The 12,545-nt window shown below is 55.9% G+C and carries 12 protein-coding genes and 1 pseudogene; 4 read left to right on the forward strand and 9 right to left on the reverse strand.

The window, feature by feature from the left end:
* Positions 1-154: 154 nt before the first annotated feature.
* Entirely contained in the window at positions 155-892 is a 738-nt protein-coding gene (locus ACXUPB_RS04510) for a helix-turn-helix transcriptional regulator (protein ID WP_179917062.1), read from the forward strand.
* 39 nt (positions 893-931) lie between these two features.
* Here ACXUPB_RS04510 and ACXUPB_RS04515 read toward each other — a convergent pair whose 3' ends face one another.
* Complete coding sequence (locus ACXUPB_RS04515; protein WP_179917073.1) at positions 932-1,867, reverse strand: LysR substrate-binding domain-containing protein; 936 nt, start codon at positions 1,865-1,867, stop codon at positions 932-934.
* A gap of 97 nt (positions 1,868-1,964) precedes the next feature.
* On the opposite strand from ACXUPB_RS04515, the gene ACXUPB_RS04520 reads away from it, so the two are divergent.
* On the forward strand, positions 1,965-2,894 hold the full coding sequence (locus ACXUPB_RS04520) for a DMT family transporter (protein WP_052475520.1): 930 nt from the start codon (positions 1,965-1,967) through the stop codon (positions 2,892-2,894).
* A gap of 36 nt (positions 2,895-2,930) precedes the next feature.
* Complete coding sequence (locus tag ACXUPB_RS04525; RefSeq protein ID WP_179917061.1) at positions 2,931-3,797, forward strand: putative RNA methyltransferase; 867 nt, start codon at positions 2,931-2,933, stop codon at positions 3,795-3,797.
* 806 nt (positions 3,798-4,603) lie between these two features.
* On the opposite strand, the gene ACXUPB_RS04530 is transcribed toward ACXUPB_RS04525, so the two are convergent.
* The 6 genes and pseudogenes from ACXUPB_RS04530 to ACXUPB_RS04555 form a co-directional block, all read right to left on the reverse strand.
* Positions 4,604-5,596 carry an IS30 family transposase gene (locus ACXUPB_RS04530; RefSeq protein ID WP_472955090.1) on the reverse strand — a complete coding sequence of 331 codons (993 nt, stop codon included), beginning with the start codon at positions 5,594-5,596 and terminating at the stop codon, positions 4,604-4,606.
* A gap of 89 nt (positions 5,597-5,685) precedes the next feature.
* Entirely contained in the window at positions 5,686-5,838 is a 153-nt protein-coding gene (locus ACXUPB_RS04535; protein WP_472955606.1) for a hypothetical protein, read from the reverse strand.
* A 73-nt stretch (positions 5,839-5,911) separates the two neighbouring features.
* A complete protein-coding gene (locus ACXUPB_RS04540) occupies positions 5,912-6,232 on the reverse strand; it encodes a hypothetical protein (RefSeq protein WP_472955608.1) in 321 nt (106 codons plus the stop codon).
* Between the two features lie 96 nt (positions 6,233-6,328).
* Positions 6,329-7,264, reverse strand: coding sequence for a DEAD/DEAH box helicase (locus ACXUPB_RS04545; RefSeq protein WP_472955610.1), 936 nt, complete (start codon positions 7,262-7,264; stop codon positions 6,329-6,331).
* A gap of 29 nt (positions 7,265-7,293) precedes the next feature.
* Complete coding sequence (locus tag ACXUPB_RS04550) at positions 7,294-7,554, reverse strand: hypothetical protein (protein WP_179917059.1); 261 nt, start codon at positions 7,552-7,554, stop codon at positions 7,294-7,296.
* Between the two features lie 12 nt (positions 7,555-7,566).
* Positions 7,567-8,261: pseudogene (locus ACXUPB_RS04555) on the reverse strand (IS1595 family transposase).
* 117 nt (positions 8,262-8,378) lie between these two features.
* Between ACXUPB_RS04555 and ACXUPB_RS04560 the strand changes: the two are divergent.
* Positions 8,379-8,576 carry a CsbD family protein gene (locus tag ACXUPB_RS04560; RefSeq protein WP_472955613.1) on the forward strand — a complete coding sequence of 66 codons (198 nt, stop codon included), beginning with the start codon at positions 8,379-8,381 and terminating at the stop codon, positions 8,574-8,576.
* A 432-nt stretch (positions 8,577-9,008) separates the two neighbouring features.
* Here ACXUPB_RS04560 and ACXUPB_RS04565 read toward each other — a convergent pair whose 3' ends face one another.
* Both ACXUPB_RS04565 and ACXUPB_RS04570 read right to left on the reverse strand, forming a co-directional pair.
* The gene (locus ACXUPB_RS04565) at positions 9,009-11,042 is read right to left on the reverse strand and encodes a CocE/NonD family hydrolase (RefSeq protein WP_179917057.1); all 2,034 of its coding nucleotides are present in this window, start codon (positions 11,040-11,042) and stop codon (positions 9,009-9,011) included.
* A 2-nt stretch (positions 11,043-11,044) separates the two neighbouring features.
* Complete coding sequence (locus tag ACXUPB_RS04570; protein ID WP_179917056.1) at positions 11,045-12,364, reverse strand: ATP-grasp domain-containing protein; 1,320 nt, start codon at positions 12,362-12,364, stop codon at positions 11,045-11,047.
* Between the last annotated feature and the right edge of the window lie 181 nt (positions 12,365-12,545).

The raw sequence follows: 12,545 nt of genomic DNA on the forward strand, positions 1-12,545 counted from the left end.
GTTGCCTTATCAATTCCTGGAAGTCGTAGCACTTTCTACATGAGGCTCGCTGGATGCAACTCTGATGCGCGAAGTTGTGTCATGGGTGCTGATTGGTAGTAGTATTTGCTGCTTTTATGCGTCGTGCCCTTTCACGTTGCCTAATGAGGTTTTTATGTCCCAAGCCGATTCGCTGATTGAAATGCTAAAACGCCAGCTTCGCGCTCAGGGTAAAACCTATGTCGATGTTGCTCAGTGGTTGGCGCTGAGCGAGGCCTCGGTGAAGCGCCTGTTCGCTGAAAAGCACTTTACCTTGGCGCGGCTAGAGTGCATCTGTGATCAGCTTAATCTTGAGTTTGCTGAACTGGTGCAGGCCATGCAGGCAGAGGAGCAGCGTCTGCAGGAGCTGACCCAGGCCCAGGAGCAAAGCATTGTCGATGACCGAGAGCTGTTTCTGGTAGCTGTGTGCGTTATCAATGGCTATAGCTTCGACGAAATTCATCACCAATACCAGCTAAGTGAACCGGAGTGTACCCGGCAGCTACTCAAGCTTGAGCGGCTTAAGCTTATTGAGCTACTTCCCGGCAACCGCATCAGGCGGCGGGTAGCCGCCAATTTCCGCTGGCGGGCGGACGGGCCGATCCAACGCTTCTTTCAACAACATATTGCCAATGAGTTTTTCCGTTCCCGTTTTGATAGTGACCGTGAAAAGCTCGTAGTGCTCAATGGCCTGCTATCCCCAGCGGGTAATGCCGAATGGCAGCAGACCATGCAGCGCTTGGCGAAAGAGTTTCATGCGCTATGCGAACGGGAGAGCGGGCTACCCATCCATCAGCGGTTTGGCACGACCTCGGTGCTGGCGGTACGGCAGTGGCAGTACGGACTGTTCCAAGGCTATAAGCGCGAGAGTTAAACAAGAAGGTAGATGAAATAAAGGTTGAGACTGCCACCGCTATAGTGATGTATCACGAAAGCTGGCTGCTTCGTATTCAAGCCACTCCGTGAATCTAGCTACCGCCGGTGGCGCTTCTCCATTACTAGGTAGAATCAGTTCATAGGCGAATGGAGAAGAGAGTGGGTATTGCTCCGCAAAAGGGCGTACCAGAACACCGCTCGCTAGCCGGTCAGCCACCAATGGGTAGCTGGCGAGTACCACGCCTTGCCCGGCAATGGCCTGATCGAGAGCCAAGCTGTAAAGCGAGTATTGCCGCTGGTTGGGCATCTTGTTTAGCTCTACCCCGGCGCTTTTAAACCAATCGCTCCAGCTTGGAATGGGGTGGCCTGCGTGGCTGCACCAATCCACGGTGAGCAGTGTCTGTGTCAGCAAATCGTCGGGGGTTTGTATGCTTGCCTGCGCTAATAGCGAAGGCGAACAAACCGGAAATAACGTGTCTTCAAACAGGCGCAGGCTGGTGACACCGGGCCAAGGGCCCTGGCCGTAGCGCAATGATAAACGTGCTCTGTTGGGCAACCATAGCGGTGGCGTTAAGCGCGCCTCGGCATCCAGAGAGATTTCTATTTGCCGTTCATTAGCTTCAAAGCGGGGTAAGCGGGGGAGTAGCCAGAGTTGTAGAAAGGAGGGCGGTGCACTCAGTAACAATCGAAAGGCCTCTTCTGAGCGCTCGGTGACGTTTTGTACGCCGCTGGCGATGCGCAAAAGGCCTGCCTGCACATCTTCAGCCAGTACCCGGCCTGCTTCGGTAACGCATACCCCATTGGCATGACGCTCAAACAGCACCACGCCTAAGTGGCCTTCCAACTGTTTGACCTGTCGGCTAACGGCGCCAGGCGTCACCCCGAGGCGATAAGCGGCGGCTTTGAAGCTATTTTCTCGCACGGCCTCGGCAAACGCGCGCAATGCATTCAGCGGTAGCCTTTCTATTCTCATAGAGTGAGTTTTCATAAGCCTAGGGTCGATAAGTAATCGTTTGTATGCAATGACGCTTACTGCTGCAATGGGCACCTATATGTTATAGGAGCCCGCAATGAGTAATCAAAGAATAGCCTCCAACAACCACACTGTCTGCATGGTTGGTCGATCGCAGCGAAAGTCAGTGGACGCAACGGCAGCATCGTTGATGCTGCTATTTTGCCTGGTGTTGGGTTTTCAGCAGGTGGCGATCAAGGGTGTGGCTGAGGATATCTCACCCGTGGTGCAGATGGCCCTGCGCTCAGCTTTGGCGGTGTGTCTGGTCGGCGGGCTGGCTTCTTGGCGCGGTATTCGCTGGGCGGATGTGGGTCATCATTGGGGCCCTGGGTTGCTGGTGGGCCTGGGGTTTGCGGCTGAGTTCGCTTTTATCGCCTGGGGATTAACCTATACCTTGGCGTCCCACATGTCGGTGTTTCTGTATACTGCGCCCATCTTCGCTGCCCTGGGTTTGCATCTTTGGGTACCTGGCGAGCAGCTCTCCATTCGCCAGTGGTGGGGCGTTGGCTTGGCATTTCTGGGAATGGTGGTTGCCATGGCGCCAAGCGGTGCTTACAGCACCGAGATTCTTATTGGGGATACGCTGGGCTTGCTCGCTGGCCTCTCATGGGCGGCCACGACCGTCGTGATCCGCAAGACTTCGCTTTCTGAGGCGCCAGCAGAGCTCACTCTGAGCTATCAACTGAGCGTGACGGCGTTGTTGCTCCTGCCGGTGGCGGCTATATCCGGGCAGCTAATGAGCGCGCAGTTTACCCCAATGGCGTTAGCCAGCCTTGGCTTTCAGACGCTGATCATTTCGTTTGCTGCGCTGCTGTTATGGTTTACCTTGCTGCGCCGCTACCGCGCTTCGCAGTTAGGCGTGTTTTCTTTCTTGGCGCCGCTTTTCGGTATTCTGTTTGGTACACTGCTGCTCAATGAGCCGCTGAGTATTAATTTTATAATCGGCGGTGGCGTTATTTTAGTTGGCATCATTCTGGTGACTCGCTAAACGCATGCACCCATCTACCTTTGCGAAGACACCGATATGAGCATCACCCCTTTTCAAGCACTGGCGTGCCCGCTAGACGGAAAACCACTCAGTTGGTCGGATAACGTTTGGCGATGCTCTGATGGTCACAGCTTTGATATTGCTAAGCAGGGCTACGTTAATTTACTGCCAGTGCAGCAAAAGCGTTCTCACGATCCGGGGGATAGTAAGGCGATGGTGGCCGCTCGCCAGCGCTTTCTTGACGCTGGGCATTACCAACCCATTGCGGAGGCAGTCAGTCATGCTGTGTTGGGCCATGCCGAGGTTCAAAAGGCAGCCAGCCAGCCTTTTAGCTGCCTGGATGCGGGCTGCGGTGAAGGTTACTACCTTCGCCAATTAGCTGATGCGGTGACTAACACACAGCCACTTTCGCTGATGGGGCTGGATATCTCTAAATGGGCGGTATTGGCCGCAGCCAAACAGGATAATAAACAGGCACCGCTAAGCAGCTGGGTCGTGGGTAGTAATGCGCACATACCGGTGCAGACGGAAACGCTGGATAGCGTGCTGTGTATGTTTGGCTTTCCGGTATTAATCGAGTTTGCTCGTGTGTTGAAAACCGGTGGCGTACTACTGCAGGTTGAAGCGGGGCCTAATCACTTGAGGGAGCTGCGGGAGATTATCTACCCCACGTTAAAAGCTGAACGTGCGAGTAAGACGGTAGTGCCCGATGGCTTTATTCACCATGGCAGCGAGAGGGTAAGCTACTCAATTGCACTAAACGGAAGTGAGGAAACTGCCGATCTGTTGGCGATGACGCCGCATCTTTACCGAGCCAGCCCTGAGGGGCGTGATCGCGCAGCGGCACTTGAGGTGCTGGTGGTGACGGTGGATGTGCGAATAGTGATGTACATGCGAATATAGAAGGGTAGTGCAAACGCAGCTTTCCTTGCATGTCACACTACGATTGAGCAATGTTGACAAGCCATATTGTCCTGCATTTTCAAATGCTTGTGAGTCTCTGGTTATGGGGGTGCATGACATCCAAAAAAATGCAAATGTTGACAGTGGCTGTGGACGTTGATGCAAAATCTGTCAAACAAAAAGGGCGGGCTCTAGTGAGTCCTATACAAAGACGACAAGAACTTGTCGATAATGGTGGGAAAAGCTTAATTGGTAACTTGGTGTAGGAAAGAGGTCACATTCAGATCTGCTAGACCAATGTTCACTTCCAATGCGACTGTTATACGAATACGGAATATGCGATATATGTTGCTGAGCGAGTTAGCCTGAGCAAAAAGACTGTTGAGTGGACAAACTGGCAACAATTTTCTAAAGATCGCAACTCAGGGATTCGTACCAGTGGACAACATTTTCTCGACCCACCATCTCAGATGATTCCTGCCTCCAGGCTTGCGGCCATCGACAACCCTAGCTTCTCACACTGGTCGATGAATTCTGCCTGGAAGTCTCCTCTGCAGATCAGAGGGGCTTGCACTAATCTCCAACTCAACCCCTTGGTCATACTCTCAATCGCTCGGCAGGTGCCTGTGCCATCGTTACCAGCTCGAACATAAAAGGTGAAAGGTAGCCCTTCATTTTTATCGAGGCACGCGTAGTAGCATCTATCTAACATGTCCTTAACTAAACCTGCTTTGTACCCCAAGTTTTCAGTCGTGCCTAGAATAATGGCGTTGGCTGAATTAATGTCTTCGGGTTGAGTCCTGAATTCAAACATTAAGCGCAGCACCCGCGGTTTTCAGTGCCCCTGAATACTCTCCCAGGAACACTTGTGCCGGTGTCCGATACCCCAAGCGTTTTCTGGGGCGGTTGTTCAACTTGGCAACGACTCTCCTCAGTGCTGAGTCGCTCACCTTCCGGAAGTCCGTCCCTTTCGGGAAATATTGGCGAATCAGGCCATTGGTATTTTCATTGGTACCACGCTGGCATGAGCGGTACGGGTCACAAAAATAGGTCTTGGCCGAGACGGCCTTAGCAACCTGTCGGTGCTCGGCGAATTCCGAACCGTTATCTAGGGTGATGGTCTGCACTGCTCCTCGACGTGGTTCTAATAACCGGGTCATCGCCTTGGCCGTTCCAGTGGCCGTGATCGCCGGCAGGCGCGCCGCCAAGAGGTAACCGCTGCGTCTCTCGACCAGGGTTACCAGGCCAGATTCTTTGTGGCCCTTGAGTACCGTATCGCCTTCCCAATGGCCGATATGGCGCCTTTCATTCACGTCATCGGGGCGCTGTTCAATGCCTACCCGGTGTGGGATCTTGCCCAATCCCGCATGCTTGGCCAATTGGCGCTGATAGCGCCGCTGGCGTGGTAACCGGAGTCGTTTCCATAATTCACCGCCGTGTTGCTTGTCGTCCCAGATTAGCGCATAGATCCACTGATGGCTTACGCAAACCCCATTGGCATTCGCCATGAAGCCACTTATTTGCTGGGGGCTCCATTCGTCCATCAATTGACCAGTGACCCAGCGAATCAGGCTTGGCAGGCGCTTTGTCACTTTCCAGGCGCTGCGTCGGCGCTGATCACTTCTCGATTGTGCCTGCTCAGGCGCATAGCCAGTCGTAAGCCCATTTCGCTTTATCTCCCGGCTAATGGTGCTGCTGTGCACCCCAATAGCCTTGGCTATTTGGCGCTGGCTGAGGCCGGTCTCAAGATAAGCAAAAATTTGGTATCGTTGGGCTTGGGTCAGCTGTCGGTATCCCATGCTCTGCTTCACTTTGGTCGGTAAAGTCGAGAGGGTACCGGCGCTGGCTCTCCTTCCTCTACTGTGTGATCCAAAGTGCTGCGGTTATTCTATGAATCCAGGGTTTCAAGCAGGGAAAGAGACTGCACTTCTACATTCTCTATTTCGGAATCAGAGGCGCCATTGATTACAGCCTCGAACATTTTTTTGGTGCTCTCGGAAGGCGCGTGGGCAATAATTACCAGTTTCTTTTTTTTAGGCATGGCGGTCTCCGAGCTGATTGGGCATAAAGTGTCATTCTTACTTTTAATGATCCTTTTGCCATGCGGCCGCCTTTCATAAGCAAATCAGCAAAAGCTGCCGGTAGTGCTGCGAAAAGCTGACGTGATAGCTCGGTTCAGCGGTAAACTCGCCCAGCGAGTAGGTGCTCGGCGAAGCAGCCTCCAGGTTCTGTTCAGACTCACCCTCATTGCTGCCATCCGCATCGTTGTCAGCCCCGTTGCCGCTCGACACCGAATCAGAGGCAGCAGCAGGCAGCGGTACCTGGCTCAGCACCGCCAGATCCTCCGGCAGGTCGTCGGCAATGCGTTCGGCGAATCGCCGTAGCGTCGCCTCCGCGAGCATGAACAGCTTGGCTTGATCATCGGCTCCTCCCATGCGCCGCAGTATCCTCCCCAGTACCTGCCGGTAGTGTAGCTTGGTACGGATGCGGCTGAGAAAGCAGCACACCTGCAGGCGGGGGATGTCGGTTCCCTAGCTGATCATCCCAACCGCGATGATCCAGCGGCAATCGCTGTGTCGGAACGCATTGATGACCTGCTGGGCATTCGGGGTTCGGTTGGTCACGACGCACCAACCTTCCCCTCTGGCATCTAGCGCCCGGGCAATCTGCTGGGCATGCTCGATATCGGTGGCGACCACTAGGCCTGCCGTCTCTGGCTGGGTCAGATTAAGCTCATCCAGCTTGTCGCTTCCTCGCGCGAGCAGTTGTTCGATCACCTCGTCATGACGCAGCAAATCTTCGTAAGTCACAGGTGACTCCCCCAGTAGCTTGACGATACTGGGGAACAACCTAACGGTGTTCTCGGTTTCGACGGCTTCCGTGAGCGCTACTTGCTGGTTGTCCAGGAGCAGGATGCGTGGCGAGCGGCACACCCCGTCCGCGATGGCTTCCTTGAGACCATAGCGATAGTCACAGATCAGCTGCCCCTCGGGGGAGAGGTAGCGCGCCAGGGCAATGGCGCGGTCGTCAGAGCGCCACGGCGTGCCGGATAGCGCCAAGGTGAACACGGCCCGATCCTGGATTCTCTGCAGGATCTGTTGCCCCCAAGCGTTGCTCAGCAAGGGATCATGACCGGCGCAGTGATGGATTTCGTCGAAGACGACTAACACGCGATAGTCGTCTAGTAGTCGCCAGAAGACCTCATCGCGGTACTCCATGACTTGATAGGTGTAAGGCCCCCCCCACCGCGCCGAACAAGCCGTCCAGCCGCTTGCCCGCGATGTGATTGCCGAGGCGATAACCATTTTCGGTGATAGAAAAGCCGCTATTGCCGCTATTAGCTGGTTTCGCTCTACGATTCTCGCGCTCTCGGCCTGTACCGTCGATTTGATTGAGACAGAATCGGGACGAAAAAGGTTAGGCAAGTGCTGCAGAAAATTCGTCACGGCGAGTTCAGCTAGGACCATGCAAAGCGCGCCGTCGAATCCATAGAACCTCACCTGCGTTGTGCGGCCTCGCGGTCTGGACGGCGATGGTGGAGCCAATCGAGCCAATCTGTCTTGAACACTACCGGCCCCGCCTCGCCGTCGACTACGGGCATGGTCGCACCGCGTAGATAGCGCATAAAGTCATCCTGGAGCGCTTCCGGGATGTCTCGAATCCGCACATAGGGCGTCCCCGCCGGTGTATGGTGCAGCTGGACGATCGGTTCGTCTTGGCATGGCGCCTGGCGCAGAGTGCGCCGACTGCCACCCAAAGTCTTTCCTGATTACGCATAAGGCTCAGCCAACTTCAGGAACCGGTATGGCATCGGCGGCGTTCTCGCCGCCACCGTCAGAAAGCGCGGGATCATGGCCTTGAGGTCATAGCGTCGATTGAACCGATACTCGAACTCGGCCAGGTAGCGTGGGGCATGCTGCCCGCGGATGGCTTGGTAAGTGCCGGTGATCGCGTTCTTGACGGGTGTTGACCCAGTTGAACTCGGGGTTCCCCCCCACTGGCCCGCCCCCTGTGATGTGTCGGTAATGGACGTAGAGCGGAGTGTCGAAGGCTCGGAAACCCCCCAGGCCACCACTGATGACCTGGCTGCCAGGCGCCAAAGCCTGCTGCGCATAGCGACCGCGACGCAGCTGGACACGCTGTGGATGGCTGTCGTCATCGGTCTGCACGGCGGCACGAACGGAAACTTGTGCTCAGTGCTACGCCCGCGCTTTCCCGGCCGTTCCCCATCCAGGTAGGTAACATCCAGCTCGATGCGTCCGGCGAGCCTCTCTTTCTGGTTGCGTTTGTGCATGACCTGCAGCCGCTTGTGCTTGAGCTTCCAGGCGGCGTTGTCGCTGACGCCGAGCTCCCGGGACAGCGATGCTGGAAGAGGGCTGCTTGGCATTGCGCTTCCGTGCCGAACTGCTCGAGAAATGCCGGCAAGGACAGGCCGGACTGGAACTGGATAGGGTTGCGTGCCATGACGTCACCTCCTCTACTGGAGATAACATCAGTCTAGGAGAGACTGACGCGACGGGATAGTGGCTGATCAACATGAGTAATCAGGTATTTTTTCTACTTGATCGAAGGAGTAATGTCATGAAATGGGATCAGATCGAAGGTAAGTGGAAAGAGCTGAGCGGAAAGGATCGCGCTAGCTGGGGCGAATTCACGGACAATGAGTTGGTCCAGATCGCTGGCAAACGTGAGCAACTGATCGGGATGTTACAGCAGAAATATGGCTTGGCGCGTGAGGAAGCCGAGCGTCAGGCGGACAAATGGGCCAAAAAACTGTGAACAGTGTTCGATGGACCTCGTGCATCCCAGCAGGGAGCTGTCCAGTGAAGAAGATGAGTAAGGGCAGTTGCCAATTCAATCGGCTCTTTGCCGACACAGCCAAGCCGTCTTGCGAGGTGTCATGCCTGAATTCATCGAATAACCGCGAAGCCCCCGCTATCCGCGAAGCCATGCGAGACGATGTAGATGATATCTGGCCGATCTTCAACGAGATCGCCGCCGCCGGTGACGCCCCGGGAGCAGGCTGTGGCGACATGGCTCGAGGCGCGAAGGAAGACCTGCGTGCTCGAGGACGCCGGGCGCCCTCCCAGCACCTACTACATCAAGTACATCAAGACCAAGCAGCCGAGCCCGGGGGAGCCTATCTGCGACTGCGGCTACATGGTGGAATCGGCGGCGAGGGGGTGACGACGGCCGCGAGAGCCTGCACCTTCACAGGAAATCGCGAGGGATTTGCAGATCCCAATTCCGGGAAAACACGCGTTTTTCCCCTTCCCAGGCATCAAGTTCCGCCCAGATGTAGAAGTTCTCGACGTCAGCGGTCATGGTCGTGTGCGTACTTGTACGTACCGACCAGTCACCGCGTCGGAAGTTGCGCTCCGTCTTCGTCTCGCCTTTGGGGGAGGTAAAGTCATCGTCACGGTAGGTATACCAATTGCGCGTGCAATTACTGACTACCAGGTCGATCTCATCGATGCGGTACACTCCCTGGTTCTGGATGACTTCCAGGATGGAGGTGTCCTCTGCCAGGTCACGATGGACCAGCCAGTTGTGATGCGGTGGCTCCAGTTGGGTCATGGTCAGCGGCGGTGCACCTTCCGGTGACTGGAAGTGAATGGTGACATCCTCCTCCCGTCCTGGACGTACCGGCAGTCCTAGTGCCGACCCGGTCGTCCGGAGAGTCAACTTCACTGGCTCCGGAGACGGCCAAGCAAGCGGCCAATAGGAGGTGGAGAGACTCACGCGCAGGCGATGCCCCTTGGGGAAGACTTGTGCCACGTGGTTCAGCGGTACCTGCGCGCGGAAGAACTCTCCTGGCGTCAGTGCCTCGGGGCGGTCGTTTCCGTTACGGTGGGTGAGATTGAAGATCCCGTAGGTGACGCGGGTCGCCTTATTATCGGCTGCCACGTCAGAGAGTCGCACTGCCACCATGGCCACTGGCTGGTTGCTGGCAATTTCAAGGTCCATTGTCGGCGCACCGAGGATCTCGACATCGGTGGCGAGCGGGTCGCTCTCGAAAACCAGAGCGCCGCCGTCCTCTTCGCGTTGATCGTGAGGCAGGTCGGGCGCCGCAGTGTAGGAACACCATTTGCCGGCGAACAAGCCGACACTCAGAGGCGACTGAATGATCATGTCACGTAGCGGCGGGGAGACATCCTGTCCAGTATCCTTCTCGAGCCGATAAGCTCCCAGTCGAAACCGCTGCGTCTGGATCCGCGACGATGGCCATTCGGCTTCTCCCACCCACCGACCGGGACGTTCGTGATAATAGGTCGTTGGAGGCACGCTGTCTTGCATCCAGGCCCGCAGCATTGGCTCGTCCATGATGCCGGTATCCCGTTGCTTCAGCCAGTGATCCCACCAGCGTAGCGCCTCCTGAAGGAAACCGATCGCGGGTCCGGGAATCCCCTGGTGGGGGTATTTGTGCCCCCAGGGACCGATCATCCCCAGGCGAGGAACCCGAAGATACTCAAGCAGCCCGAAAATGGCGTTGGTGTAGCCGTCCGCCCAGCCACCAACCGCCATCACGGGACACTGGATGGCCGCGTAGTCCTCGCCTACTGATCCGTGGCGCCAGTAGGCGTCGCGGCGCTGGTGGCGCAGCCAGGTATCCAGCCAGAGCCCGCTGCCGGAGAGCCGCGCGAGCCACATCTCGCGCCAGCGTTTGCCAACGAGCGCCGGATCGGGCGGACAGCTATTGGCGGAAAACATAGTGGTCGATTCCGACAGGTTATCGGTGAGCAGGCAGCCGCCCATGTAGTGCATGTTGTCGGCATAGAGATCATCGGTCGAACAGGCTGTGATGATGGCTTTCAGCGCTGCTGGACGGCGAGAAGCAATCTGAAGGGCGTTGAAGCCGCCCCAGGAAATCCCCATCATCCCCACATTGCCATCACACCAAGGCTGCTCGGCCAGCCAGCGGATGACATGTACGCCGTCATCTAGCTCTTGCTCGCGGTATTGATCTACCATGACCCCGTCAGACTCGCCGCTACCACGAAGATCCACCCGGATGCAGGCATAACCATGTGCCGCCAGATAGGGGTGGGTAATGGCATCACGTGCCCGTGTCATGTCACGCTTGCGATAGGGAATGTATTCGAGAATGGCCGGCACAGGAGACTGCCCGGCCGCTTTCGGGCGCCAAATCCGAGCGGCGAGCCGCTCGCCGTCGGCAAGCGGTATCCATTCATTCTCGATGACCTCGATCTCGCAGGGTAGCGATTCCAGGGTGCTATGACGCATGTCTATGCCTGTTTCTCCCCGGCCAATGGCCTGTATTCAAAGGGCAGCATCTCGACCACTTGGTGATACTTGTCCAGCATCTCGTGGACTGTGTTGCCTGCCACGTACACTTCTGCCAGGAGATAGCTGTAGGCATCCTGATCTAACAACTCTGATAGACAGCCACCTTTTTTCAGCGTTATCACCACGTCAGTGTCGGGCTGTGCGGACTTGATCTTGAGGAGGTCACGCTCGGTGGGCACTCGAGTTGCCACGGCATCGTCCTGTGAATAATGGCGCAGCAAGCACTTGGCAGCGTGTTTATAAGGACCTTGGCCGTGTTCGAAATGGGGCTGGTCGCCGAGAGCGACATGGATGGCAATCTCGTGGTTCGACATGCCATCAACCATCTCGAACTGATAGGAATGCGATTGTGAAATGCGTGGATTGATCTCAATGATCCAGAGGTCATCGGTATCCTGATTCCAGAAGAACTCCATATTGAAACAGCCGTTGTCGAAGCCGATCTTCTTGAGTATTTTCTCTGCTAGGTCGATAGCTCGCTGCTGGATATTTCGGGGAGATTTCGAAGGGTATTCGTAGCGAAGAAAACTCTTGTGGTTATGATCTCGCACCATATCGATCATCCCATGTGCACGATAGACACCGTGCTGGACGCTGCCTTCCGGTGCGATCTCTAGGCCGCTTATGCATTCTTCCGCTATTAGGTGGTTGCCGGTGATGCCCCTCACCTCTTCGGGCAGGGTGATCCAGCTCAATATCGTGTTGAACGAATCTCCAATACGGCTGATCTTCTCGCGGATGATGCCGATGGCATGCTCGAAATCGTGGGCATTGTTGATGCGGAACCCCAGCATGGATCCGTAGCCTTTTATGGGCTTGATCCAAAAAGGATAGTCGAGCGATACCTTTTCCAATGGGTCGTCGTCGAAGGGGTCAACAGCGCAGAAGCGAGGGGTGTGTTCGGGTGCCGTCTTTTGTTGTTCGAGCCGGCTCCAGTACTTGTGCGAACACTTGAGCACGGCCTCTAACGACGGTCCTGGCAACCCCAATTCCTCGCACAGTACGGCCGCTATTGGAGTCGCCGGGAAATCCCAGTGGCATACGATGGCATCAATGGAACCATCGAAGTCACGCAGAATGCCGCGTGCCTTTGCCAGCATTTCTTCGATTGCATAGTGTTTTTGATGAACCAGCTCTTCCGATCGCAACAGCGGGTAGAAGGTAAACTGGTCTGAATCGGGAATCTTCTGCACATCAGCGCCGTGCCGTTCGTCGAATCCCAGTACAAAGACATTCCTGCGCTCGCTCTGAATAGCCATTGCATGCCCACCCCTTTGCCAAAAAAATGACAGCCGGTCCGGCGCAAGTTCCTTTACATCAAAAAGGCAGCAGGGAGTCAGCCGCTTGATGCATGCCGCGACGCAGCGGTACCCGGAAAATCTCTTGATCAGTATGGTTCAGCAAGGCCGAGATTATGTTGATCATAGTCAACTTTCTGGC

The sequence above is a fragment of the Vreelandella sp. DA03-1M genome (assembly GCF_055725665.1).